Annotated in this window: 20 protein-coding genes and 5 pseudogenes; 5 read left to right on the forward strand and 20 right to left on the reverse strand. The window is 57.0% G+C overall.

Features of this window, described 5'->3' with window-relative positions:
- Positions 1–77 precede the first annotated feature (77 nt).
- The 5 genes and pseudogenes from WN73_RS15030 to ybgC all read right to left on the reverse strand — a co-directional run bounded on the left by WN73_RS15030 (position 78) and on the right by ybgC (position 4937).
- Entirely contained in the window at positions 78–926 is an 849-nt protein-coding gene (locus WN73_RS15030) for a pantoate--beta-alanine ligase (RefSeq protein ID WP_245570250.1), read from the reverse strand.
- A 100-nt stretch (positions 927–1026) separates the two neighbouring features.
- Positions 1027–2130 (reverse strand): class I SAM-dependent methyltransferase, encoded by a 1104-nt coding sequence (locus WN73_RS15035; RefSeq protein WP_097669846.1) that lies wholly within the window; start codon positions 2128–2130, stop codon positions 1027–1029.
- A gap of 29 nt (positions 2131–2159) precedes the next feature.
- Complete coding sequence (locus WN73_RS15040; protein WP_097669847.1) at positions 2160–3647, reverse strand: pentapeptide repeat-containing protein; 1488 nt, start codon at positions 3645–3647, stop codon at positions 2160–2162.
- A 418-nt stretch (positions 3648–4065) separates the two neighbouring features.
- Positions 4066–4185 (reverse strand): annotated as a pseudogene (locus WN73_RS15045) (DUF1419 domain-containing protein); the annotation flags it as partial.
- A gap of 308 nt (positions 4186–4493) precedes the next feature.
- Positions 4494–4937, reverse strand: coding sequence for a tol-pal system-associated acyl-CoA thioesterase (ybgC, locus tag WN73_RS15050; protein ID WP_097669849.1), 444 nt, complete (start codon positions 4935–4937; stop codon positions 4494–4496).
- A gap of 572 nt (positions 4938–5509) precedes the next feature.
- Between ybgC and WN73_RS15055 the strand changes: the two genes are divergently transcribed.
- Positions 5510–5713: a hypothetical protein gene (locus WN73_RS15055; RefSeq protein ID WP_097669850.1), complete on the forward strand. Its 204-nt coding sequence runs from the start codon at positions 5510–5512 to the stop codon at positions 5711–5713.
- Here WN73_RS15055 and WN73_RS15060 read toward each other — a convergent pair.
- The 4 genes from WN73_RS15060 to WN73_RS15075 all read right to left on the reverse strand — a co-directional run bounded on the left by WN73_RS15060 (position 5702) and on the right by WN73_RS15075 (position 8020).
- Positions 5702–6007, reverse strand: a complete 306-nt coding sequence (locus tag WN73_RS15060; RefSeq protein ID WP_271553524.1) for a hypothetical protein — start codon at positions 6005–6007, stop codon at positions 5702–5704. The genes WN73_RS15055 and WN73_RS15060 overlap by 12 nt on opposite strands.
- Positions 6008–6111: 104 nt before the next feature.
- Positions 6112–7329, reverse strand: coding sequence for a helix-turn-helix domain-containing protein (locus WN73_RS15065; protein ID WP_097669851.1), 1218 nt, complete (start codon positions 7327–7329; stop codon positions 6112–6114).
- Positions 7329–7724, reverse strand: coding sequence for a hypothetical protein (locus WN73_RS15070; RefSeq protein ID WP_143279416.1), 396 nt, complete (start codon positions 7722–7724; stop codon positions 7329–7331). The genes WN73_RS15065 and WN73_RS15070 overlap by 1 nt, the downstream gene beginning before the upstream one ends.
- A gap of 2 nt (positions 7725–7726) precedes the next feature.
- On the reverse strand, positions 7727–8020 hold the full coding sequence (locus WN73_RS15075) for a hypothetical protein (RefSeq protein WP_143279417.1): 294 nt from the start codon (positions 8018–8020) through the stop codon (positions 7727–7729).
- Between the two features lie 360 nt (positions 8021–8380).
- Here WN73_RS15075 and WN73_RS15080 point away from each other — a divergent pair.
- Both WN73_RS15080 and WN73_RS15085 read left to right on the forward strand, forming a co-directional pair.
- Positions 8381–8570 (forward strand): annotated as a pseudogene (locus tag WN73_RS15080) (type II toxin-antitoxin system HicA family toxin).
- A gap of 44 nt (positions 8571–8614) precedes the next feature.
- Positions 8615–9007 carry a type II toxin-antitoxin system HicB family antitoxin gene (locus WN73_RS15085; RefSeq protein WP_097669854.1) on the forward strand — a complete coding sequence of 131 codons (393 nt, stop codon included), beginning with the start codon at positions 8615–8617 and terminating at the stop codon, positions 9005–9007.
- A 542-nt stretch (positions 9008–9549) separates the two neighbouring features.
- Here the strand turns inward: WN73_RS15085 and WN73_RS15090 are convergent.
- The 5 genes and pseudogenes from WN73_RS15090 to WN73_RS15110 form a co-directional block, all read right to left on the reverse strand.
- A protein-coding gene (locus tag WN73_RS15090; RefSeq protein WP_097669699.1) for an IS3 family transposase occupies positions 9550–10652 on the reverse strand; the annotation gives its coding sequence in 2 pieces (ribosomal slippage) (positions 9550–10391 and positions 10391–10652; 1104 coding nt in all).
- A gap of 73 nt (positions 10653–10725) precedes the next feature.
- A pseudogene (locus WN73_RS15095) lies at positions 10726–10890 on the reverse strand (IS3 family transposase); the annotation flags it as partial.
- Positions 10891–11168: 278 nt separating this feature from the next.
- Complete coding sequence (locus WN73_RS15100; protein WP_271553527.1) at positions 11169–12473, reverse strand: AAA family ATPase; 1305 nt, start codon at positions 12471–12473, stop codon at positions 11169–11171.
- Between the two features lie 231 nt (positions 12474–12704).
- On the reverse strand, positions 12705–12986 hold the full coding sequence (locus WN73_RS15105; RefSeq protein WP_271553529.1) for a DUF6894 family protein: 282 nt from the start codon (positions 12984–12986) through the stop codon (positions 12705–12707).
- 1385 nt (positions 12987–14371) lie between these two features.
- Positions 14372–16366, reverse strand: coding sequence for a methyl-accepting chemotaxis protein (locus WN73_RS15110; RefSeq protein WP_097669431.1), 1995 nt, complete (start codon positions 16364–16366; stop codon positions 14372–14374).
- 1038 nt (positions 16367–17404) lie between these two features.
- Between WN73_RS15110 and WN73_RS15115 the strand changes: the two are divergent.
- Positions 17405–17476: pseudogene (locus tag WN73_RS15115) on the forward strand (helix-turn-helix domain-containing protein); the annotation flags it as partial.
- Between the two features lie 69 nt (positions 17477–17545).
- On the opposite strand, the gene WN73_RS15120 reads toward WN73_RS15115, so the two are convergent.
- The 6 genes and pseudogenes from WN73_RS15120 to bioB form a co-directional block, all read right to left on the reverse strand.
- The gene (locus WN73_RS15120) at positions 17546–18160 is read right to left on the reverse strand and encodes a hypothetical protein (RefSeq protein WP_179880035.1); all 615 of its coding nucleotides are present in this window, start codon (positions 18158–18160) and stop codon (positions 17546–17548) included.
- Between the two features lie 1205 nt (positions 18161–19365).
- Positions 19366–20623 (reverse strand): annotated as a pseudogene (locus tag WN73_RS15125) (adenosylmethionine--8-amino-7-oxononanoate transaminase).
- A complete protein-coding gene (gene bioD / locus WN73_RS15130; RefSeq protein ID WP_271553531.1) occupies positions 20623–21258 on the reverse strand; it encodes a dethiobiotin synthase in 636 nt (211 codons plus the stop codon). Before bioD ends, WN73_RS15125 begins: the two are co-directional and overlap by 1 nt.
- Positions 21255–22409 carry an 8-amino-7-oxononanoate synthase gene (locus tag WN73_RS15135; RefSeq protein ID WP_161533319.1) on the reverse strand — a complete coding sequence of 385 codons (1155 nt, stop codon included), beginning with the start codon at positions 22407–22409 and terminating at the stop codon, positions 21255–21257. Before WN73_RS15135 ends, bioD begins: the two co-directional genes overlap by 4 nt.
- 62 nt (positions 22410–22471) lie before the next feature.
- Positions 22472–22690, reverse strand: a complete 219-nt coding sequence (locus tag WN73_RS44655; RefSeq protein WP_442870099.1) for an aspartate 1-decarboxylase — start codon at positions 22688–22690, stop codon at positions 22472–22474.
- Positions 22691–22884: 194 nt separating this feature from the next.
- Entirely contained in the window at positions 22885–23868 is a 984-nt protein-coding gene (bioB, locus tag WN73_RS15145) for a biotin synthase BioB (RefSeq protein ID WP_271553532.1), read from the reverse strand.
- Positions 23869–24135: 267 nt separating this feature from the next.
- Here bioB and WN73_RS15150 point away from each other — a divergent pair, with 267 nt between their 5' ends.
- Positions 24136–24609 (forward strand): Mu transposase C-terminal domain-containing protein, encoded by a 474-nt coding sequence (locus WN73_RS15150; protein WP_097669437.1) that lies wholly within the window; start codon positions 24136–24138, stop codon positions 24607–24609.
- The last annotated feature ends 418 nt before the right edge of the window (positions 24610–25027 follow it).

The following is a 25027-nucleotide window of genomic DNA, read 5'->3' on the forward strand; positions in this document are numbered from 1 at the left end:
CCGCCGCAACCGGAAAACAGACTCCCAATCAAGTGCTTGGAGGCTTGTTCACGGACAACTGCATAGTCGTCAAACTCTCATCGTTCGGGCAGATCGACCCAGACGTCTGGAGGACCATCCAAGAGTGTTGCGCGATCTGGAACAAAGATGTTGTCAAAGACCCTGAGGCCATGAGCCCGCACCGCTCCGATAATTATGAAGGGGAGCTCAATCTTGTCTTGATCTTCAAAGCTGTCAGCGCCAACAATTCGAAGAAACTCCAGTTCAAACTGCCGGAGGGTGATCAGTGACTTTGCCGATTCTATCAGATCTTTGACGCAAGACGATCCTTGGGCGATCTCTTTCCTCAGATGGTTTAGCGCCGTGTAGAGGCACGACAGCTCATCAAGCTCAGAATGGTTGAAGCGTCGCAACCTCGATGAAATTGGCACTCCATTTTTGGATCTCACCGTCGGCACGAGTCGTACTTCGCAATCAAGAAGCAGGTCTGCGACGGCTCGCCTGACGAGTAGCGCCTGCCCGATATCCTTCAAACCAAAATAGCTGCGAGTTGGTCGCGTATAACAGATCCAACGGATGCATCCAGTGACCGCTTCTTTTAAGAACCCGTGAGGGCCGTCCAAACGAATTTGATAATCGCCTTGAGACACAAATGTTCGATATCCTGACGGAAACATCTCGGTGTCATTTGACGAAATCACGGCAGACGCACCAGCACGTAGTGCAAACGCAATATCTTCCTCTAAGTTGAAATCATAGTTGACGCCCGGCTTAAACTGGATCTTGTTCGGGTAGACAGTTACAATCGCCACGTCGTTCTCGATTGCGGCCCTCCTAATTAGTTCTGCGTGCCCCGCATGCAATGCGCCCATGGTTGGCACTGCGCCAATGCTTTTTCCTCGTCTCACCAAGTCCGTGATGAACATCTTGCCATCTGGCAGAGAAGATAGATGCATATTGCTTGCTCGCTCTGTTAACGCACAGGTCGCTTGACAATGACAACTGTGCATTGTTGCCCACGATCTGCTAGAATCGTTCTTGATGTGGAGCTCGATTGTCCTTCAACGTCCGACCGATTGTAGCGGAGTCACTCGGTATAAGCTGAAAGAAGTTGAAACGAGGACCCGCGTTAGGTCGGCAAAATACTTTCGAGCAGGACAGTTCAGATTGTCCGATTACGTCAAGCCAGCTTTCGCGATCGTGCGGAAACCCCTGGGCTGTAAAGATATGCACAAGATAAAGATCGGCATCATTCTTCACTAGATCGTAGCGGAGCTCCGGTTCCCCCAAGATGAAGGCCTTAAGTCCCTTTGCAAACAGCTTATTGTATTCGTTCAGAATTGAGATAACGGCATCCCGACCATCGCGGAAATGTTCGTGTAACACGCCAACTGCCGTCAGGACATCTGCTGAGGTGCATTCAGCAGGCCAACTATCGATGTCAAATGCGTCGCCTACAAGGAACTGAATTCGATCGGCCACTTTCAAGTCCGCTGCCGCCTCCTGCGCGCGCTTAATCGCAGGCGCAGAGATATCCAAGCCAATGCCCTTCAGCCGAGGAGAGCGAAGGCACGCGTCTATCAGGAATTGGCCAGCACCGCAGCCAACATCTAGAATCGTTGTGGCATCGATTTCGGTCAAGGCTCTGAGGACGGTGTCGGTATGGTACTCACCGAACAGTGTGGCACAATGCTCTCCTAGGGCGCCGCCATCTCGCAGCACGTCGAGCCCATACGTTGCCTTTCGTGTGATGAGAGCATCTAGCCGAGATACCACTGGGCCGTACGCTTCTACGTAGAAGCCAATCTGCGCGAGACTAACGTTCGAGAACAGTTCCTTTCCTCTGCTTGTGAGCTTATAGCCTTTATTGGACGCGACCAGTAGACCATGTATCGCGAAATATTGGAGGAGGTGCGAAAGCAGATGCGGATCACCTAACTGGCAGCCTGGGTCAATAGTTATCTCGATCGACTGGTGCTCAACGAGATATGACGTAAGACCGACGCGACGGGCAGCATCGACAGCATAACACAGGTTGAAGGCGGAAATTAGCGACAACGCGCCTGACCGTTCAGTCGCAGCCCATGACGCATCTTGCTGTTCTTCTTTCAGTTCAATCAACTGCGACATCGTTTTTCTCTCGGTTGGTCTTAGTCGGATCAAGTCGATCCCTTTCGGCCACGTCTCATCAACGATGAGAACTCAGCCAAATACTCTGAGGGTCCATTCTGCTGCTTTTCAGCTCTCTTCAATGCACCATCGAGCCCGGGACATCGGTCTGCAAAAAAGGGGGGCTCAAATGTCGTGACTTTTGCGCCCGAAAAGTCGGTCTTTACGAAGCTTGCCTGGAACGGTGACATCCCACTCAAGTTCGCATTGATGAGAGACGATTGATTCATCCGCACGTATGCGGCACGCGTCGCCTCCAGGTTGCTGTCGCTCATTCCTGCCGCTATATACGACTGGACGAGATTGGCCCCCTCGAGATTAACATGATTCAACGCCATTGATTGCGGGGGATCACCGGTAATCATCGATCGGTAGAGATAAGCCTGTGAAAAGTCTGAATTTGCCATGTCGCAGTCGCGTATAAATGCGCAGCGGGCACGAAATCCGTTGAACTTTGCGGATCGCAATGTACTCTCGGCGATGCAAATCGCTTCCGCTGACACACGAGACAGGTCGGCTTTATCAAGCTGACAAGAGCGAATAGACGCGCCGTTCAACACCGCGCCTACGAGGTTAGCGCTGTCTAAGTTGACGGATAGAAGTCGGGCCTCCGTTAAGTCTGCCTGTTCGAGCTCCGCCTTTGACAGATTTGAAAGGCTGAACTCAGCAAACGGAGCGCTTAGTCCTTTTGCAAGAATATGTCCGGCTACTTTGGAGAACCTCAGATAAGGAAGATGGGCGCTCTCTAGAACGAGGTCATTGACTGACGTGGGGCGCATAATCGATAGGCACTCTCCCCTTGACTGGAAGAAAGAGCATCCAGCCAGATGCGCTTTCGTCAACGTCACCTGGTTCAACTTAGCAAATCGAAAAGAAGCATGAGGGAGGAAGCATTCATTGATGCTCGTTCCTTGCAGTTCGGCGCCATCGAAGACAGCATGATCCGCATCGCACTGGTAGAAGAGAACGCCACTCAATAATGCGTTGTCGAAACGCGCTCTTCTCATGCTGCAGCCGTGAAAGAGGCTTCCAGTTGCATCGATAACATTGCACAAGCTTGCACCGTCGAAATTGCACACTTGCGCGGCAATTGCATGCATATACGCAAAGTCGAGATTGACGCTACGGAAGCTCGTCTTCTCTAGGCCTGGGCAGATAAGATTGGACTCGGACAGATCGGCTCCATCCAACTTCGCACCGTGGAGTTGCGCGCGGTTCAGAATACATCGTCGCAACGAGACTCCTGATAGATCGAGACCATTCAAGTTTTCGGAGGATAGCTGTAAGCCGACCCCTGTCTTCTTGATCGCCTCCTCGGTTCTCGTCTTAATCGCCGCTAATGCGGACGACCGATCGCTGGCTCGGCAGCAGTAGCGGAGAAAGTCACCGTCTGAAGAGGAGTTAGCTCTTGGAAAGAGCGCAGCCGCAGCTTCTTCCCGCACGCTGACGTCGCGATTGCCTTCGATAGCTTGCGACATTGTCGACCTTTCTATGCGTCCTGATTAAGAGCGGACTTTCTTAGCTCTTATTGATCGACGGCTTCTGATGAGGTCTTGAACTTGTTCGTTAGCACGACAACGAGCCGGTCAAATGGTGCGGAAGAGCGAAGCAGAAGCAGTCTTTGGCCACTCCACTTCAAGCAGCGGTTATCCGTGATCTGATCGCTTTGGCCGACTTGACGAGGCTACCCTCTACACAACATGCAATTTGTCTCAGTGAGGCCACGGAGCGCATGTGAGTCCCCGACCGAGTTCTTAATAGCAATGACCGTGCCAACTGCCTCGCTCCTGTTGAACGTCCTGAACAGTCTGGAAAAGATCGAAATGGGGCCACTGAGACAATTTTTTTTTGCAAATGACAGGATCTGTGTCGCTGTCAGAAAGTGAACAATAGGCGCAGAACGCTATCGTCGTTCTCGGAGCGGTTCGGCCGCTGCGCGTGGCGATCGAACATGCGGAACATCTGCCGACGGTCGGCGATGCCCTGATAGACCTTGCGGATCGGTGAGAGGGTCATGAGCGGGCTCCTTTCAGCCTCGTCGGGCTGGAAGCGCGGCTCATCCTTCCGATTTCGCCATCGTCTTCAGCCCTTCCTGACCCCTCCCCCGCGGCCGCCTCTCCGATCGGCCCCGGACATATCTTCGTGCGTGATCCATGACGGATCGAGTAATTCGCCCTTGACGTAGACGAGGCCGGTCGATGCGTCGGCCTGTCCGATGCGGTAAGCGGCTTCGGCGAACTCTGACTTGACGATGTCGCAACAGAAGACCAACGCATTGATTTCATTGGGTCGCTGGAGCGTCAAAGCGTGAACGAAAGGCGGGTTTATCTGTGCTCTTCCATAGCAAGCCTCAGAGCCTTCGGGATGCGCTGCGCTTTTCCGCCTGAGATAAACGCGACCCGTACGCGCGCCGAGACCAAAAGATCGTCCCCGCGCCTGCACTCCTGTAGCAAGCCAATTGAGGCGCCTCTCACCTCTTGCGGGACCGTGACAATGTCAAGGAGGTCGTCCAACACCGCCGGTTTTAGAAAATCGATTGTCATCGAACGGACAACGAAGGCGAAGCCCGGCGCATCGTTCCGCGTTTCCTCGAGCAGCGCTTGCTGATTGGTGCCGAGCAAGCGCAAGTAATTCGTTCTGCCACGTTCCATGAATCGCAAAAAATTCGCGTGATAAACAATCTGGCCGGAGTCGGTATCTTCAAAGTAGACGCGGACCTGCATGTAATGCCGTCCGTCGCGAATTTCGCCGTCAAGAGAGACTGTCACAGCGCGGTTCCTCTTATTGCGCGTACAGGGACCTATTGTCTTGCACAGAGGCGGTTTTCTGAGCAAGCGCCAAAATCCTGAGCTTGGCTCCTGCTGCCGGAAGCTGAGCCAACCGATGCGGCAGGCGCCGCGCTGCTGCCACCGACTTCGGACGAATATGTCGGAGATCTATCGTCAACGCGTAACCGCCGATCAAATAGTTGACGGTATAGAAGGGAATTCGACGCTGCATCTGCATCAGATGTAGCAGATCGATTTCTGGGACCCAGTCGTCTGGCTTAGACTGAAGAACATGACAGCATGCCTCAAAAAATTGTTCGCCGGTCGGGCACGGGTGAAGGTTGAATTCGAATCCGGGACCGCCAAACGGAAGGATCTCGAACGGGCGTCTTTCGGTTTGATCTTTCTCATAGCGCGACTTCCAAGCATCCAGGTCATCCAGCGCGATCGAAAAACTTCAGGCGCCTGGCGTTCATCGGACCATTCAATGACCCAGACATCCGCGACTGCCCAGAAACCCGGAGCACGAACCGAGTCGACGTGATCCTCGACAATGCTCCATCAGCGGGCTGGTGCCGATCCTCATCGCATCGAAGGACGAGAAGCTTTCGCGGATTGCCGAGAAGATGATCGGCTGCCAGCCGGCCATGCCAAGCGTCGTCACGGCACATTTCAATTACGGTATCGCGCGGCACTTATCGAAAAATCCGGCTACAGTGCCGTCCGGAAAATATGAAGCCGTGCCGACAGCCAGATGGATGCTGTCATGCTGCTGAAGCATGATCACGGAGCTTGCCGAGCTTTCCCAGTTGATGCGCTTCAATCAGGACTGCGCAGATGTCGGGAAGAATAGTCGCCTCGTACCCATCGGCAGGATTTCCGCCATGGGGCGGAATGAAGCGAATTGGATTATTTGCGCGCGCGATTAACCCTCTTATATCTCCCCCCTTTTCTGCCAAACTGGCCATCAATTCGGTGATTTTGCGCTCGCCGCCTTTTCCCGCCGCCTGCCGACAGACCGCCCCCCCCATAAAGGCCGCGCTGCGCCAGCACGCGTGTACCGTCTGCAAGCACGTAACAGGGGATTTCGATGTCGCTTAGCCGAAGCAGCAAGAGTTCTCTCGGTCCCGCGGGTCCGGTGACCTTCGATAATTGGTGCTCATCGGATGCGAGATTAGGAACGCTTTGTGGCGTGCGGAAACTCTATTACCTCGCCGCTTTCGACGTCGACTGCCTTCAAAGCCTGTCGCTTCGCCACCGCGAGACTGTGCACCTCTGCCGCAGGTCGAAAGAAGCCAGGCTCCAAGGCCGCGATCTGCTCGATCTCCTTCTCAGGCAAATTCAACGCAGCTTTAATTGCGGCCTTGCTCGTGCCGAGCTCAACGACAACCCGCATTCCACGGCGGATCATTCTCGGCCGCTCGATCGGCATCTCAGACGGACTGTCAAACGGCTCCTGCAATGGGCCACGCCAGCCTCGGCGCGTCAAATTACGATAGAGGACGCTCTTTTCCTGTTCATCGATCATGCCCAGGTCGAACGCTCGATAGATCATAGCGGCGATTGACAGCCCCCATCGCTTTTTAAGCGCGCAAAAGTAGTCCAGCGTCGGACGTGTCACCTCAAAACGAAATGCTTCTCTCGGAAACAGAAACGCACCCGCAAAACGATGAGCCTGCTGCTCAATCTGCTTGTTTAGCAACGGATCCCGCAGCTGCTGCGGCGTCACGAGGCGGTGCAGCGCGATATGACCGAGTTCGTGAGCCACGTCATATCGAGCTCGAGCGGCACTGATACGCAGCGTGTTGATGCCTACGAACGGACGTCCCAGCGCCTCCGAATGAAAGCAGAAACCATCTTGCTTTTCCGAAGTGATTTCGAGATTCACGACCGGGATGCCGGCGTTCTCCAGCGCCAAACACGCGTCCGGGATCGGCAAGTCGCGGAGCTTCCAATGCTTTCTCACCGCTTCGGCGGTCGCCTCGATCAATGCGGGCGTTAGAGCTCGAAAGTCCGGCAGCTTCAGATCCGGCAAATTAAGTACAGGGAAGTTCACATCCCGCTCAAGATAGGAAAATAGCTCGCACATCCAAACCATACGCTGCTCGGTCATGTCGCGCGCGTATTTCGTCTCCGCCGATCGCGAACGCCAATGGACTATTTGCGGCAGCTCTGGCCACTCTGGCTGGAGAAAGAACTCGAGAGGGAAATTCAAGTGCTTCGCGATCGCGACAGCCCTATCGTATTGAGGCTTGTCGATGTCATCCTCATAACGCGAGATCGCGGTGCCAGTAATACCCAGCATATCGCCGAGCGCATTCATATAGAGGCCTCGAGCGAGTCTCGCCTCACGAAGGCGCTTCCCTCTAAATGCTTGCATGCCAACGGGCATCAACCGAATTCCGCTCTATCGTTACGCCGCTTCGGCGTGACCACTACCTGATCTTCCTGGGTCGCCTGAATGTCTCGGTCGTCGGCATTTGGCAAGTCTCGTCCAAACATTGCGATCGCCTGAAGGTCCAATCGCCTGATCCAGTGGGAATACGCCGCGTCCGGAATTGCGAGCATCGCTCTGCCGAGCGATTTGTGTTCTCGGATGAACCTTGGACCTGCAGCTCCATGAAGCAGAACTGCGAGCACGCAGCCGGACCAATCACGGATGCGGTCGGGTTGATCTCCAAGATCAAGTTCGAGCTGTCGAACGAAGCCGTGCACATCCGATAGTTCGACCTTGTAATCAGCAACGGCCGGGTGATCATCGAGTGTCTGGATCGGTTCCTGGATCAAAATTACGCGCCAGCTTTCGCGAGAAGCTTATACTGACCGTTGCAAGCGAGCCGGCGGTATTCGAACGGAATTCCGTGTTGCTGACACGCCCGCGCTATCGCGCGCTTCGCGCAATCAGCTCTACGCCGGTTGAATTCCTCTTCTCGCGAATGATCGAACTGCGTGGGATCGGCCGCGAGTTCTTCATACAACCCATCATATTGCCAGCCCAACTCAACGGCGATCTTCTCGACAAAGTCAGGATCGAGGTCGCGCAGGACAGTGCTCAGCGCCCTCTCGTAAAACGGCTGGTTCAATGCCTGCCCCTTTCCAAGATCGACCACTGAAGTATAACGTCGTTTTGTCTGAAAAAATCAAGCTTAACATTCATTCCGTTTATTTTTATAAATAAATCAATCAGTTAGCGATGTCCGACCGCTTGAGTTGCCTAGGCTCTTGCCGCCCCTAGGTATTCCAAATGCGCGAATCGCCCTGCCGCACCGTTGACGAAGGCCCCGATCGCCCCCGCAGCCTGAGCCAATTGCGGAATTCAGCACCGCGTGGACCTTCAGCACTTGGCGCTAGTCCTTCTCGTACGGATCACGGAACGGAACGTTTGGGGTTAGTGTGTATTTATGTGTTGACTGGTCGTCGGACTTGTGTGTACAAATACACACATGAAATCGGCGGACATCCATCAACGCCCTTAAGGCCGATGGTTGGGAACAGGTCGCCCAGAAGGGCAGCCACACTCAGTTCAAGCACCCAACTAAGACGGGCCGCGTCACGGTCCCGCACCCCAAAAGGGATGTTCCGATCGGAACGCTCAAGAGCATCGAGAAGCAAGCCGATTTGAAGTTGAAATGACAGCATAGAGAGGGCCATCGGCCCACCCAAGGAGGGGAGCTTTCATGCGACACTACATTGCCCTGATCCATAAGGACGCGGACAGTGATTACGGCGTTTCTTTTCCTGATCTTCCCGGTGTGATCACCGCTGGTACGGATCTGGACGATGCGCGCGCTATGGCCGCTGAAGCCTTGGCCCTTCATCTGCAGGGACTGGCGGCGGACGGCGAAGCCGTACCGGAGCCCTCCTCTCTCGAGGAGATTATGGCCAACGCCGAGAACAGAGATGGCGTTGCCGTGCTCATTCCAGCACCTGCGGACGAGGTGAAGAGTGTGCGCGTGAACGTAACTCTTCCCGCCGACGTTCTAAGCGAGATCGACCACTATGCCGAACAGCACGGCTTCACTCGATCCGGTTTTCTTGCGCAAGCCGCGAAGAAAGCGATCGCTGCCTGACTAAAGCTGCATCCGGTCAGTTGAAGCTGCACCCATGAGTCGGCGCGGAACGTCTGGACTCATTTTCGAATAGACCAAAATGTCTCGCCGGATTCTGTAGCCTCCTTTAGGATCGCGTCGCCCAGTTCGGCTTGCCTTCACATATCCACGTCCAGCGGAGAGCAGAGCCCTTTCAGCTATCAGATAGCGCGTTTCAATGCCGTCACCCTTGCGGCGCAAGAGCGAATACAGCGATTTGACAGAATGGATGGACACCGCAGCAACGCCGCCCGGAGCCTAGCGTGCTTCGGAATAGAGCTTGAGAAGCGCTGCGTCTCAAAATATAGCAAAGCCCCATTGGTCTTCCGATTCGCTTGCTAAGTCTCGCAAACGGTACGTTTCGAACCCTCGGCGGAATTGCGCCGCACGAGGCATCCGCCACCTCAATTTCGTGATTGCCTGACCTGCCACTGAGTTTTCATCCGGTGGCGGTTAGAGTCTCGGGGTTTTGTGTAGCGAGACCGAACTTTGGACCAGCCAGAACTAGAGTTTTGCGCCTCTCATCACGTTGGCGGGCTGGTGGCGCCGGCGTGATTCTGCAGCAAAATCGGCGGCCGATTGCCGATCGCCCCGTGGGGCCGTTCCTCGTTATAGTATCTGCGCCAAGTCTCCACTTTTTCCTGGGCGTCTGCAAGGGACAGGAACCAATGGGCGTTGAGGCATTCGGCCCGGAAGCGGCCGTTGAACGCCTCGATAAAGGCGTTGTCGGTTGGCTTGCCCGGCCTTGAGAAGTCCAGCGTAACACCGCGCTGATAGGCCCACAGATCGAGCTCGCGCGACACGAACTCGCTGCCTTGATCGACACGGATCGTCGCCGGGAGCCCCACTTCATTGCAAAGCCTTTCCAGAACATCCACGACATCGGTGCCGCGGAAGGTGAGCCGCGGCGCCAACGCCGGCGAGAAGCGGGAGAAGATGTCGATGATCGTGAGGACCCGGAGCTTGCCGCCGGTGGCCAACTGGTCATGGACAAAGTCCATCGCCCAGATCTCGTTGGCCCGCGTTGCTGGCCTGCGGTCATCGCGCAGCTTGGCCTTGACCCGGCGCTTGGGCGATTTGTTACGCAATTGCAGACCCAATTCGCGATAGACGCGGCGCGTCTTGTTCTGGCCGTGGCGCCATCCTTCGCGGCGCAGCAGGACGTGGACGCGGCGATAGCCATAGCGAACGCGAACATGGCAGATCTCCTTGATCCGAGCTTCGAGGGCCGCCTGGCCGGAGCGACGGGATTTGTAGTGGTAGGTCGAGCGGTCGAACTCGAGGGCCGCACAGGCCTTACGGATCGACACCTGCCACTCACCACAAACCTCATCGACGAGCTTGCGCTTCCGACCAGGCTTCACAACTTTCGGCGGATCACGTCCTGCAGCATCTCCTTGTCGAGCGACAGATCTGCCACCAGCTTCTTCAGCTTGGCATTCTCGTCCTCAAGCTGCTTCAACCGGCGCATCTCGGTCGGCAGCAATCCGTCGTACTTCTTCTTCCAGTTGAAATAGGTTGCCTGACTGATCCCGGCCTTGCGGCAGATGTCCGCAACCGGGACCCCGTCGTTGCCTTGCTTCAGGATAAACGCCTTCTGGGCGTCCGAAAATTTCGAGGCCTTCATGTCATCCGCTCCTCCCAGCCGAGGGGATTTACGCAGCGCAGACTCTAGCCAAAAATGGTCCAGTTTGTCGGCCTCAGATCATTTGTACGCCAAGTGGCGCGGGTGGAGCAACGGACGATCGGCGGAGCTGGTCGGGGTTGCGCAGCCGGTCGTCCGTTGCGGTGAGGTGGGCGGCATAGGCCGCGGGGGTCAGGTATTTCAGCGACGAGTGAGGCCGCTGGAGATTGTAGTCGGCAACCCTATGAACTCCGTACCAATGGTGCTTGCGCGAGAAAATCAGTCAAGATGTCACGGACTAGCCGCCAACTTTCCGACGTGACGTCTCGCATTCCCCGAACAATTCGGGCCTTGAACGCGGCCTCTGACATTTTCAGTTCTGCGGCCTTATGCAAGTCGGACAGAAGTTGCTTTCCGTCACAAAGCTCATGCCACTTTGCTTCCCAAACATCTTGCAGTTCTTTCCGGCGCCTTTCGGCTCCGAGGGTAAACCGAGCGGACCAATCCTGCAGACTTTCATCAGGAATGGAGGCTCGTGCCCTCATAAAGCAGGCTTTCACCGACTGAAGTCCCAAGGCGGGCGAGCGCATCAGAGTACTCGTCAATAGCCCGCTTTCCTACCTTAGTAAGGTCTGTCGATGATTTGAGGTGCAAAAGAGTGCATTCCTCGTCAGCGAAGGCGCCTGAGAGAATTTCGGGCGAATGTGTGCACATTACAAACTGGATGTCGCGGGGCTTGGAGTAGCGCGTCATCACGAAACTAAGTAGCTCACGACTGACGGCCGGGTTGAGATAAAGCTCTGGCTCATCGAAGAGCGCGATCCCCCCTTCCGCAACTGATCGCGCCACAATAAGAAAAGTAAGCGCAATATTCTTCTCGCCACTACTCAAGCTGTCGAGCTCAATGAGACGCTTCGTGGCGATGTCCTCTGTCATGACAGACAGGAGCCCGTGTTCATTAATCCCAATAGACTTAATACGTCGTCCTTTCAGAAGACCCGTGAAGATGGTTTCGAAATCGTCGTGAATAGTCGTGTTGCCCTGCTGCTGCGCGACGAGCGATCCAACGATTAGGTGCTTCAAACGCTGATACTTAAGCTGGGGCTGAGAATTGTGGGACTCAAGCTGCTGTTGCGCATCTGGAGCCCCGAGTTGAAGATTGACCTCGCCCATTGGCAGCGCACGATCAGCCGGAAAATAAGAAAAAATTGCAGTGTCGGGCGGTAGCCGTTGATCCAAGTAGGAAATCAGAATGCTCGCGAGCGGATCGCTTGCGGAAATTTGACCCGACTTGGGGTCAAGCTGAAATCCGAGCAGGACCGTTCTATCGGTCTCCAGCTTGCCAAAGTACTTGGTGAGTTCGGCTTGAGCTACCCTCCGCGCCTCTTGCCCTTGCGGTGATTGCATAAAGGCGATCAACGTCGCAGGATTTGCGAACTGTTGGCCAACCTGCGACGACACAATACCCTGCACAAGGTCCGCAATCGACGCCTTGAGGATAGTGATTTCTTTGTCGGTCAGTGAGAACGTGCTGCGCACCTCAAGGGGTTTGGTGGCGTCCCTCAGCAAGCTCTCCGCAAACAAACGCTGCGGGAAATGCGGAGAGGAGGCGCCAAGCGACACGAGTACTTGTTGTGTCTCTTGATTTGTCCTTGGCGCGAGCAATGCCTTTGTCAAACGTATTGCTTGAAGAATTGTCGACTTTCCCACGGCATTCGGGCCAACGATTACGTCTATGCGAGGGCTCAACTCGCAATCGATGTCTTCTAAGGCGCGCAGATTTCGGATGGCGACGTGACGGACATACATGATCGGCCTTTGCATCGTTAGGACAACTCTTGGTTTGCCCCGGCGCTACGTTGCTCGCGCTCATCAGGGCCTATCGGCGCACTTCTGCTTGATGAGATCGACGCCAAGCTAAGATTCGTGCCTCGGATTACAGCCTGTTGGCTCTTCTCGTTCACATAGCCCCCAATCAGCTGATGTCCACTGTAGGTCTCTGTTGTATAAGGTTGGCCTGCTGCCCCAGGACGGCCGAAGCGCCCGATTTCTCTATCAATCAGCGTCCACTATTGCGTTTCCATCCCCAGCGAAGGCCTTCGAGGCGCGCGATGGCTTCATCGCGAAGCTAAAGCTCGCCTGCAAGATAGGGCCATGATCATCGCGAACTTCAACTGCCATGCGATGATGCGGCCTGTTCCTGACCCATTCGCGGGCCATCTCCGAGAGCGCAGTAGTCGCCTCTTCGCGCGCAGCCTCGACATGGGGTAGCTCTACGCCCTCATCGTCTCGGATGAACTGGCTGCCATCGCGGATATCGAAATAGTATCTTCTCATGGCCAAATCAAAAGCTTCTTCGACTTCAGACGATCTTGCTCCCGCCCTCTACGTGCTGCTTCATGGCCCCTACCTCAACTCGATCTCGCGAGGGGTGCTCTCGTTGTTCGAGGCAGTCCGCACACTTCTTGGAGCGCAGCACCGTCCGCTGCGAGTCGTACCTGATCAGGCACCACTTTCCGCCACAGACGGCGCCACTTGTCGCTTCTGGGCGAGACAAGCGTTGGTCGATAGGACACAACTCTGCCGCTTCCCTGGTTACAGGTTGAGGAAGTACCAGCTCTAAACCAAAACAAATGCGAGCAAGCTAGAGCAGAGAAGCACGATGCCGGCAGCGGTCAGGGTCAAGAGGCTCCCCGAAACAAGATCACAATTGCGCATGAAACGTCCTCGATTGCGCCAGAGACGATGCAGCCGCCGCTGCCTTGCTCCATTCGTACGATCGGCATTTTCGTTCAAATTCGATGCATAATTCCGTCCCTTGTCGCAAGAGAGTGCATGTTTTCGTCGCCGCCACCGCCGTGCTCGCCGTTTTGCGGCAAGACGAAAGGGATATCGATTGTGGGATTTGGTGAACGGACCCGTGGGTCTCATTGCGCTGCAGGTTCGCCGCGCCCCCTTCGCGCTCGTCGTCAAAGCATCGGATGTGAGCCGTTTCATAATTGCGATTCAGCTTTGAATAATCTTGTCGAATGCGCGGGATTTGTTGGCGGCTCGCGGTCAGCACCATACTGGGTTGGAGCCGCGCCCGACTGCACCCATGCCGCCGGTCAACGTGCCCTAGTTCAAGGATCTTTGACCGAGCAGCAATTTACTTGAGGCATTTCATCAATCCCGAGGAAAGCATAGTGACACCGCTTAGACTTATACTCCCGATCTGCACGGCAGCCTTCGTTGCCAACACGTCGTCCGCCCTGGCCTGGGGTCAACTAGGTCATTCAGTCATTGCAGAATTGGCGCAGCGGCATTTGACACCGCTGCCAACTGTCAAAGCCGGCGCGGATATCACAAAGGCGATGTTCCCACCACCTATAGCTGCTATCGAGCGAGCGCGGCCTCGTAAACGGCTGGGCTAGGATCGCGTGGAACGCCTTCGCCTATCGAAGGCGGGACGTCGGGACTGATGCTTCTGCCGGCGCAGGCCCTCAACACCAAAGCGACTTGTTTAGCACAGATTTCGGGAGCTCTGGAGCTGTTGCCTCCATCCCTTGCTGCGGTTCTGCAGGAGTCAGGGGCGCCTCCATGAGGCTGAGTACGGCTCGACCCTTTTTCGTGATGAGCCACCCACCGTCAACGCGCTCGATCAGTTGCTGAGAAAAGATGTCCAGGTTCGGAACACGAGCGCCCAACCTTTTGGTGCGCTCAGCCCAGTCCCGACCGCTCAGTTAGGCCGCTTGAACCCTCCCTAGGAAATCATCGAGCTCGCGCTTCAGCCGGGTACTTTCCTGCGATAGCAGCTCGGCAGACCTCAGTACGTGCATTGACGCCCCTTCAGTTTCTTTCGCGCGATGCGTGACTTCACCCGCGCTCGCCGCCACTTGAGTGGTCCTGGTCGCGGCTTCCTGCAGATTGAACGCCATACTCTTACTCGTAGTCTTCTGCTCACCGATGAAAGAGACGACAGTCATAGCAATGTCCGAGATGCGCGCGATGATTGCGCCCGTTTCAGAAATCGCGGCAACTGCTTCAGTCGTCGCTGACTGAATGCCCCCAATTTGTTCGCCAATCTCTACGGTCGCTTGCGCAGTTTGAGTAGCGAGAGTTTTCACCTCCTGGGCAACAACTGCGAACCCTTTGCCGCGGTCGCCGGCGCGCGCGGCTTCGATGGTCGCGTTCAGCGCGAGCAGATTTGTTTGCCGCGCGATCGCCGCGATCAGCTGAACAACGCTGCCGATCCGCTCCGTCGCGGCCGCCAAACTAACCATGCGTTGATCGCTGAGTTCCGTCTTGCGAACGGCTTCGAGCGCCATATCGGCCGCCTCCTCGACCCGTTGGCCGAGATCAGCGATCGTTGTCGCCATTTCGTTTGTCGAGGTTGCCACGTGCTGAACATTAGCCGACGCTTCTTCCGATGAGGAGGCGACTTCGAGCGAGAGTTCCCGGCTGTGATCAGCCGAACTGGTAAGGCTTCGTGCCGACGCTTCAAGTTGCGTCGAGGCAGCCGAGACTGTGTCAATCACCTGTCCCACGGTAGCCTCGAATTCGCCGGCGAGCCGCGCGATATCTGCCCTGCGCTGAACGGCAGCAGTCTGGTCTTGTTCCGCCCTGGCGTCGAGCTCTGCTTGGGCTCTCTCGTGCGCCCTCAGCTTGAACATTTCTACCGCTTCGGCCATTTCGCCAAGCTCATCTTTTCGGCCCAGCGCTGGTAGAACCACGTCGAACCTCCCTTCGCCAAGCTGGCGCATGGCCGAAGTCATTGCCGCGACTGTTTTAGCAATGCGCCTGCCAAACAGTAACGCGAGCAGGCCTACGAGCATTGTCGCAAACCCGATGACCCAGAGCAGATTTCGCCGAATTTCTTCCGCTCGGGTTTCGGCAGCCTCCGAATGCGCGTCCGCGGCAGCCATGATCTTCACGACTACCGGGCGAATGCGGTCGTAGATCTGACCGAGATCATCCACTTCGTCGTTCAGCGTCTCGCGCGTGACCATGAGCGATACAAAACTTGCCTTGTACGCACGGATGAGTTCGAGGACCTGAGATTTTGCTTCTGGAGCCAGGGTCGCTTGACCAAGCTCACTTTCGAAGTCTGCCTCACGCTGAGTCAGCTGATCACCGAATTTGTCTTCGCCCCGCAAGATGAAGTCCTTCTCGTGGCGACGCATCATGAGCATCAAGATCATAAGACGCGGCTGCTTCACCTGATCAAGTCGTTGCTCAACAGCGTGGACGGCATTACGCAATTTTCCTTGAAACCCGTCATCCTCATTGAAGCCGAGGTTGCGTTGCGCCGAGACAACGTTTTGAAAGCGTGTCGCATAGATATTGATGATCGGCCGGAGAGCGCCCGCCTGCCTCAACGGGCTCTCATCTGGCAAGGCCGTCACTAATGCTTCGACGCGACTTAGGTCTGCGAGCTGACGCTCGTGTTGATCGGCATGCTTTTTTATCAACACTTCGGTTGGCTTGCGAAGGAATTCGCTCGTGATCAGGCCTGACTCCAAAAAACTTTGTGACAAGGACATGACATGCGATTTCACTTCATCACTCGCGTTAGACTCGTGCTGAACAACGCTCGCGTAGTGGAGAGCGGTCGCGCAGATTGAACCTGTAACCAAGACACCGCAAACTCCGAGCAGGGCCATTTGCTCACGCAACCCGATTCGAATGCCGCGGCGGGTCGACGACTTACCACAAATGCTAAAAACAACGTTGCTCATTGCGTGCCTCGATTGATCCTACGTTGACGCCGTACTGCTGACGAACGCCGACCCAAAAGGAGCGGGTTGATGTTGAGTGAGATCGAAGCTGGCGCGCTTCACTCTGACGATGACAAGGCACTACCTAATCAGGATTGATTTCGAAATCCTGAACTGGCGCGTGAAAGACAGCGTATCCGCGCCAATTCTCGTTGCTGTTGCCTCGGATCAACTAGGACCAAGATCTGTAGTGCACTGTGATGCGCTCGGATCGAACGATAACTCTAATAGCTGCGTTTGAAGTGATTGTTGCGCACAAATCATGCACCCCACATGGAACCTCGCCGCCATTCAGCGCGCTGAAGCGGGTATATCAGAATTCAGCTTGCGCGGTTGCGCGACTGCGCTGGCTTGGAGTTCTAGATGAGTTCTACTCATCTAGATGCTCCCTTCAGCCGCCCTTTTGGGCGTTTCCTCGCTGACTTGGCCGTGCGAAATGCTCGCACGGCCATTTTTCACGAGCTTCGAATGTGAATGATACCGCCTAACAGCCGCGGCATTTGGCGTACGATGCAATGTGCATCGGTGATTTGAAGCTCATTGGACATTGTGAGTTTGCCGCCGATCTCGGCTGCTAGGCGGACCTCGTGGCGGTCGCAGAGGCTGTTGCGATGAGTTGGCTCATGCCTTCTGGACAAGATCGATGCACGGCACACCATTTATGTCCGCGTCACTAGATATTGAAGGCAATCTGTCGCCCAATTTTTTGGACGCTATGTGCTGCCCCCAAACGTCGGGTGTCTGAGGCACCGTGCGCAGACGTGTGATTGCCTTCAGCCAAACCGCGGAGCTTGGGTATCGCGCCCAGCACTCACTCTTGCCGTCTCACCCGTGTGTCGCGCGCCATGGAAAACTGCCCCCCCCAGCGTCACGAGGAATTGCCCCCTCCTCGGATAGCTGAGGAGAGAGTGAATGAAGCGGGAACGAATCACTGAAGGCTCGCCGTGGAATGATCCACGGGGGCAGGTGATGAAGACGCCGGATGACGTGGCGGAGATGATGCGCCTGAGGGCGTGCGGGTGGGGTGCGAAGCGGATTGCGCGGCAGCTGGGCTGCAGCCATCACACGGTGAAGGACTACGTGGCGGCGGGCGGGGTGAAGCCGTTCAAGTCGCCTGAGCGGCCGAAGCGTCTCGACGGCCTAGAGGGTTGGCTGCGCGAGAGGCTCATTCGGCATCGCGGCGATGCCGACGTGGTGCGCCAGGACCTGTTGGCCGAGAAAGGTGTGGCCGTCAGGCTGTGGCTCGGTCGCCGGCGCTGTCACCACCTCGACTTTCGTGCCCTTCAGCCAATCCGGCACATGCCTCGGTCCGGCAATCCACGACGCCGGGATGGTCCCCGCGAGCGCGATCAGGAGGGGCCGCCAGCACGGCGACATCTCGCTGTGGCCTTGGATTTCCAGAGCACCAATTACTGCCGGCGCATGCCCAATCCGTCGCAGAGCCATCTCGACCAGATCGCGCGGACGCTTCATCGATGCTGGCAAGCGCCGGACGACGGCCTGCTCAAGCGACGCCAATGCGCCGGTTCGCGGATGGCCGACGTCCGACAGATCAATTCCAGCGCGCCAGGCCTTGTCGAACGTGGCGGTGACGGCCGACGCCATTCCCGGCAGCCCCTTAATAGGCTCGAGCTCGCCCATCTCGACGTCCGGAAGCGTGGCGCTGACGGCTTCCTTGAGGACGTTGAGATCGACCGGCTGAAGAAGGCCGCCAGCAAGCCTCGCGGCAAGCTGGCCCATGGTCACGACCTGCACGCCGGCTTCGTTGCGGCGTGCGGCATGTACCCGAACCATGTGACCGGCGAGGATCGTATGAACGACCACCGTTCTGCGCACTTGCATCTGCTGACGAAAAGCCCCCGCCTTTGGTGCGCCTCGGGTTGACCGCCTTCTTTTGGCGCATCCCCATCCTTAAAAACGCGGAACCGTCTCACGGGCGGACCCGCTCGGCAACCTTAGCCGCCCGATAGGCGCCTGATTTCCACGACTTTCAAGGATTAGGCAGCACGATCGGGACAACTGTGTCGCTCGAAATCCGAGAAAGTCGGTCGATTTTACTATGGCTGCGGCTTGTTGCCGAGCTTTCTCCCATTTGATTCGTTCCTGCCACTCTTGAAACTGCCCCGCTTGGTTCGATGATTGTTGCAGAACTATTCTCCCGACACCTATCTGCCGAGAGCACGGTCGGCTGCAGCCAGTCGGATACCACGCATCAAGCTGTTCGCAACCAGCGAAGCCACTTGTGGTCGGTCTCCCGCCGCGCCTTGAAGCGGTCGACACATTTCCTGGAGCAAAGCGCCGTTTGCCAGCAGTAGTAGCGGATAAGCCCAAACCTTCCGCCACATACAGCGCAGCACCTAGCTGAACCGTGCTGGGAAGCATGATAGTCGTTGCGCATTGTCGCCTCCTGTCGGCGTTATGTGGATATCTTCATGCATTGTCCATTCCGCAGCACCGCGCTCGCACACGTCAAAGTGCGGCGTCGCCAATTCCGATTCTCGCGGCATGTACGGACTGCCAGGCGCCAGACTGTGACTCTGATGTACGCCTTCTTCGCGAAGCGCCGCACTCTATTCAAGCGCGCCCCCGCAGAGAATTTCTTACTGTAGGAGAGAATTTGATCTTGATTGATGCAATCAGCAGCACCTAAACGATTAAATCCTGCGTCTTTTGCCTATCTTTGACGATCTTCAACTGGCCAGGCGACGTCGATCGTTAGCGGCCCCGCCCGGTCTCGTGCAGCCGAATTGTCACCACGCTACGCGCGGAAACGTCCGGCGATCTCGTCATCGCGAGGAAGGAACGTCTCAGCCGATCCGGCCTTGTAAGGGGAGCACCTTTAGGTCGTGCTGGCCAACAGGTATGGGAGCGCGATTAGGGCGCGTGCGGTTGCGCGGTATGTCAGGTATTGTCTCAGATCTTTCGGGGAGCTGCCGGTGCGCGCCACCCAAATCGCCTCCTCAAGCGAGCGCATCGGCCGCATCACCAATCGCGGCATAGATTTCATCAAGATCGGCTGCCGTAACGCATTAGGGCGGCATCACATAGATCGTATTGCCGAGCGGGCGCAGTAACAGATTTCGGTCCCTGAAAAATGCCTGAAGCTTCGGACCGATGGCCGCGAGATAATCGTTTGTTTTGAGATCGAGCGCTGTGATGGTTCCGGTCCGGCGGACGTTTGCAAAACGCGGATCGGCGCGGAATGGCTGGATTGCCTGTTCTTGCATGGTGGCGACCGAGGCCAGGCGCTGGTAAGTTTCCTGATCCTGCCAGAGATCGAGATTGGCCTTTGCCGCGGCGCAGGCCACCGGATTGGCCGTATATGAACTCGAATGAAAGAAGGTCCGCGTACGATCTTTCGAATAGTATGCGTCGAAAATCTCCGCACGGCAGAGCGTCACCGCGAGCGGAAGCGCCCCTCCCGTGAGGCCTTTCGAATAGCGGGCGATATCGGGCGTGACCTCGGCCTGCTCGCAGGCAAACAGTGTTCCGGTGCGGCCCTAGCCTGTCATGACCTCGTCGGCAATGAACAGGACGTCTGAGGCCTCGCAGATTTGCTTCATCTTCTTGAGCATCCAGGCCGGGTACATCAGCATCCCGCCCGCGCCCAATATCAGAGGCTCCACAATGAAGGCGGCGGGCCTTTCGTTTCGACATGCACGCTCGAGCTCATCGAGCGTTGCCTGCTCACGGTCTCTCGCGGGAAACGGGATTGAGATAACTTCGAACAGCAGCGGCCCATACGCCGCGTTGAAGACGCCACGGGCGCCAACCGACATCGCCCCTATCGTATCACCGTGGTAGGAATGTTGCATCATGACGATGCGCGTTCGCTGCTCGCCGATATTGCGCCAGTAGCCGAGCGCCATCTTCAGAGCGACTTCCACGCTGGTCGAGCCCCTGTCAGAGAAGAAGACATGGTCAAGTCCATGGGGCGCAAGTTTCAGGAGCTGCCCCGCAACCTTTTCGGCCGAATCGTGGGTGTAGCCAGCGAAGATGACCTGATTTACCTTGCCTGCCTGTCCTGGATAGCGCGCTGACAATCCGGGGATGGCAATGCCCGTGGGTCACGACCCACCAGGACGAGATTGCATCCAGGATACGGCGACCGTCCGAGGTATGGAGATAAGCACCACTACCACGTACGACCTCGATCATCTCGTCTTGAAGCGCATGTTGCGTGAACGGATGCCAGATCGCCGATCTCTTCTTTGGCATCACAGGTTCAGGAAATTATTGCGGACAAACGCATCTTTGAAGACGGCGTGGAGCGTTTCTGGCGTGAGAGGGGAGAGCCAGGGCAATCGCCCCAACCAGCGCACTCGCCCGATGTCACAGATTGCGCTTTCAGTCTCAGGATTTCGTTCACCGATGAATGCAACCCCAAGAATACTGATGTGGCGCTTCCGCAGGGCCTCTACCGATAGCAGCGAATGATTAATGGTACCCAGTGCCGTCCTCGCGCATAGCACCACAGGAAGCTGCCATCGCTCGAAGACCTCAATGAGAAGTGCGCCTCGCGTCAGGGGCACCATCAGCCCGCCGACCCCCTCGATCACGAGCGGCCGCTCGCCGGTGTCCGGCAGATGAAGCGAATCCACATCAATACGCTTTTCGTCGAGTTCCGCGGAATGATGTGGCGAAGAGGGCGTTCGCAGACGGTAAAGCTCCGGGATCACCCGATCGCTTGATAGACCTCCCAGCCGTACGACGAGCTGGGTGTCGGTCTCACCTTCGAGGCCAGCCTGGATCGGTTTCCAGTAGTTTGCCCCGAGCAGATGAGCGAGGCCTGCGGAAAAGACCGTTTTTCCAATCCCGGTATCGGTACCGGTCACCACGATCCGCCGGCTCATCGAAGCCAGCCCTTCGTCTCCTCAGTGAGCGCATCTAGCATTGCACGCACGTCATCCTCCCCGACGTTGAGTGTCACTGAAATTCGCAAACGGGCCGTGCCCACCGGTACGGTTGGCGGCCGAATCCCGCGGATATCGAAGCCGCGAGCCTGCAATGCCGAGGCGAGCTGCATCGCGCGCGCATTGTCGCCAACAATATACGGCACGATCTGGGTGTCCGAAGGACTCCGAAGACCGCGCAAACCGATCTCCCGATGGGTAAACGCGACCAGGCTAGCCAAACGCTGCTGACGCTCGGGCTCTTCCTGCAGGATTGAAAGCGCCTCCCGCACAGCTACAGCCATCAATGGTGACGGTGCGGTGGCGAAGATGAACGGACGACAGCGATTGACCATGAAATCGCGCAGCGCACTGGCAGCCGTAACAATCGCGCCGACGGCCCCAAGCGCCTTGCCGCAAGTATGAACGGCCAACAGATTTCCGCGTCGCTCATAGGCCGCGGTGAGCCCGCGTCCCTGCTCGCCGTAGACGCCTGTTGCGTGAGCCTCGTCGACCATCAGGAACGCATCGTATCTGTCCGCAAGCGCGACCAGCTCTCCGAGGGGAGCAAAATCGCCATCCATGCTGTAGACACTTTCGACCACGATCCAGACGCGGCCCACTCCGCCGCTGGTTCGCCAGTCACGGATCGTGCTTTCGACCGACTGGGGATCATTGTGCTCGCTTATCCGAACGTCGGCCCGGCCGGCTCGCGCGCCTTCATGAATGCTTGCGTGCACGAGAGAATCGAGAACAAGCAGGTCGCCCCGCTGTGGCAGCGTTGTCAGGACGGCAAAATTTGCGACGTAACCGCTGCTGAAAAAAAGCGCTGCATCGGCGCTGAAGAATTGTGCCGCTTGTGCCTCGAGACGTTCGTGCTCCTCGCAATTGCCGCGCAGAAGCCTCGAACCGCCAGCTCCGATCGGCGTGCCGTCATGCAGGGCGGCCACGATAGCCTTCTTCATGCGCGGCGCGCTCGCGAGCGCCAGATAATCGTTTGAAGTGAAATCTATTCCCACGCGCGGCTTGAGGCCGCGCAGCCGGTGGTCATCCTTCAGTGCATGCAAGGCTGCGACATAGTTGCGAAATCTGGTCGCGTGCTTTGAATCCATTCGTCATTCTCAAGTAGCGATCCATCTCGCAAGAGGTTCTTGCGGCGCGATGGTCTGGGGCTTCAGCAACGGTCTTTTTGGCTGTTAACTTCGCAAGATGCGATTTTCCCGGTCGACCAGGACAACGCGTGTTTTGAGAGTTTAGCTTCCACCTGGTCGAAGCAGCATAAGCTTTTGTCTTCGGGCGTTGCGAGCCGCGCGGCCGCACCGTTCAAGTTTATTGTGCCAGATCCAGGAGGGGCTTCAACAAAAGAGGTGGCGAAGCGCGCTCCAGTTTTCATATCGTAGATCTCGACGCGCTCATTGATTAGAAACCCTGCGCATCGAGCAGCGCACGACCAATCCAAATCGAGGCTTCACCGAGCACATCAGTCTCCATCACCGACGCGCGATGAATTTTGCCGTTCATCACCGTAACTTGCATTCCCCACCTAAGCCGGGTTCTGCGGAGAGCGCGCTCGCAGCTCCGCTCCACTCAGGCAAGCCCGGATGTGATGCCGAGCCGCTCCAGCAAATTCTTGTCGCGGTCTCGCACCGGGTTTTTGGTCGTCAACAGCACATCGCCGATGAAGATCGAATTTGCGCCGGCCAGAAAGCAAAGTGCTTGCAGTTCGTCCGTCATATACTGCCGTCCGGCCGACAACCGCACCACGCTCTTCGGCATCATGATCCGGGCCGTCGCGACCAGGCGCACCAGCGCGATCGGGTCCGGGCGCTCGGCGGTTTCATTGACCGGCACGCCTTGGACCTCGTTCCAGAGATTGATCGGCACACTTTCCGGATGTCGGGGGAGATTGGCGAGAAGCACGAGCATGCCGAGGCGATCCTCGACGCGCTCGCCCATACCAACAATTCCACCGCAACAGACCTTGATGCCGGCCTCGCGCACATGCGCAAGCGTCTCGATGCGATCCTGCAAGGTCCGCGTTGTGATGATTTTTCCGTAGAATTCGGGCGAGGAGTCGATGTTGTGATTGTAGAAATCGAGCCCGGCATCAGCGAGCTGCGCGGCCAGCTTCGGCGTGAGCATGCCGAGCGTGACGCACGTCTCCATGCCAATCCCCTTAACTGCCGTGATCATGCTGCATATCTGATCAAGATCCCGGTCTTTCGGGCTGCGCCAGGCGGCAGCCATGCAGAAGCGAGCCGCGCCGGCATGCTTGGCGCGCTGTGCGGTGGCGACCACATCGGCTTGATTCATCAGACGAGTGGCCTTGAGGCCAGTGTCGTAATGCGCGCTTTGCGAGCAGTAGCCGCAGTCTTCCGGGCACCAACCGGTTTTGATGCTGAGCAGGCTTGCGGTTTCGACGCGGTTTGGATCGAAGTTGTCGCGATGAATGCTCTGCGCCTGAAACGTCAGGTCGGCAAATGGCAAGCGATAAAGCGCCTCGGCGCCCACACGATTCCAGTCGCTACGAGCTGACGCCCTGCTCCCGCCCACCTCTACACCAGCAGCCATAAGACTTCCACGCCCACGAGCCGATTGACAACTATCGTCCAACGAGGGCCCCGAGTGGCTTGTGGTGTCCGCCACCGCCCAGCTGGCGCTCACCAAAAAATGTATGGCTCCTTCGACATCCAAAATCCGCGAAAACTGGCGCCTGACTGAAGAAATCCTGCAATATTTGGACACCTCATACAACTAGGCGCGGCTCGCGTAAACCGCCGAGGTCGAACGCGACAGCCGTTGCAGCAGGCTCGATCCCAAGCTAGGTATGCGACCTCCTTGCGTCATTGCACCGCTGACGCGCTTGTCACGCTAGAAGACCTCAACGAGCTGATCCACGAGTTCATCGACGTCTATCACTACCGTCCGCACGATGGCATCAACGCCATCCCCGCACGCGCCTGGAAGGAAGGCCTCGCGATCCAGCGCCGCAACTGGATCAAGGACGTCGCCGCGCTCGACCACGTCCTCGGTCGCGTCGAGACGGCGACCATTTCCGGCAACGGTATCAAGTTCAAGAACATGCGCTGGCACGACGAGACCGTTACTTCGGCTCTCCTGAACGATCTCGTCCGCCTCGAAGCGAAGCGGTCGCAGGATCCACGCACCTTCGGTCAGGCGCGCGCGCGTGTGATCGTGAAGTGGAATCCGGCCGACGCCTCCAGCATCAGCGTCTGGAATCGCGGCAAGCCGCCCCTCCCGTTTGAGCGCTTGAACTCTTTCCACCACTTCTGTTATGCGGGCCGACTCTAGCTCGTATGGGCGCCCCATTCTCTCCCTGATATTACCGTAGATCGACGCAGTCTTTGCTACGTGCGGCCCGGCTCCGACGATCGTTTCTGCAAACTCACACTCCGGATGAATCGCCGCAAAGAGCCCGCAGGCTTGCCGCAGACGGAGCAGGTCCCCATCGCTCGCCCCTCTCTCGCTCGACTTATCGGCGCATCAAAGTTTACTTGCGGCGGTTGTACGGTGATTCGTCGGACTGAGCGATATGCCCTCAGCCGAGGCTTTGCCATAGATGGACGCATCCGTACGACCGAGCTTGAATCCAATGACTCGGGTGGGCGTGTTGCCCTTCGCCATTTGTCTCAGCTGTTGGACATCCTTTGGGGTCCAAGACTTGCCGCTATTGCGAGTGGATTGGCCATGCGTCGCCCCTTCAGTGGCG

It is taken from the genome of Bradyrhizobium sp. CCBAU 45394 (genome assembly GCF_028128655.1).
GTDB lineage: Bacteria > Pseudomonadota > Alphaproteobacteria > Rhizobiales > Xanthobacteraceae > Bradyrhizobium > Bradyrhizobium diazoefficiens.

What these genes read in the sequence shown, in the direction of transcription:
- WN73_RS15030 (WP_245570250.1), bottom strand. Translation starts at nt 926, where the DNA reads ATGTTCATCACGGACTTGGTGAGACGAGGAAAAAGCATTGGCGCAGTG.
- WN73_RS15035 (WP_097669846.1), bottom strand. Translation starts at nt 2,130, where the DNA reads ATGTCGCAGTTGATTGAACTGAAAGAAGAACAGCAAGATGCGTCATGG.
- WN73_RS15040 (WP_097669847.1), bottom strand. Translation starts at nt 3,647, where the DNA reads ATGTCGCAAGCTATCGAAGGCAATCGCGACGTCAGCGTGCGGGAAGAA.
- WN73_RS15065 (WP_097669851.1), bottom strand. Translation starts at nt 7,329, where the DNA reads ATGCCCGTTGGCATGCAAGCATTTAGAGGGAAGCGCCTTCGTGAGGCG.
- WN73_RS15085 (WP_097669854.1), top strand. Translation starts at nt 8,615, where the DNA reads ATGCGACACTACATTGCCCTGATCCATAAGGACGCGGACAGTGATTAC.
- WN73_RS15100 (WP_271553527.1), bottom strand. Translation starts at nt 12,473, where the DNA reads ATGCAAAGGCCGATCATGTATGTCCGTCACGTCGCCATCCGAAATCTG.
- WN73_RS15105 (WP_271553529.1), bottom strand. Translation starts at nt 12,986, where the DNA reads ATGAGAAGATACTATTTCGATATCCGCGATGGCAGCCAGTTCATCCGA.
- WN73_RS15110 (WP_097669431.1), bottom strand. Translation starts at nt 16,366, where the DNA reads ATGAGCAACGTTGTTTTTAGCATTTGTGGTAAGTCGTCGACCCGCCGC.
- bioD (WP_271553531.1), bottom strand. Translation starts at nt 21,258, where the DNA reads ATGAGCCGGCGGATCGTGGTGACCGGTACCGATACCGGGATTGGAAAA.
- WN73_RS15135 (WP_161533319.1), bottom strand. Translation starts at nt 22,409, where the DNA reads ATGGATTCAAAGCACGCGACCAGATTTCGCAACTATGTCGCAGCCTTG.
- WN73_RS44655 (WP_442870099.1), bottom strand. Translation starts at nt 22,690, where the DNA reads ATGAAAACTGGAGCGCGCTTCGCCACCTCTTTTGTTGAAGCCCCTCCT.
- bioB (WP_271553532.1), bottom strand. Translation starts at nt 23,868, where the DNA reads ATGGCTGCTGGTGTAGAGGTGGGCGGGAGCAGGGCGTCAGCTCGTAGC.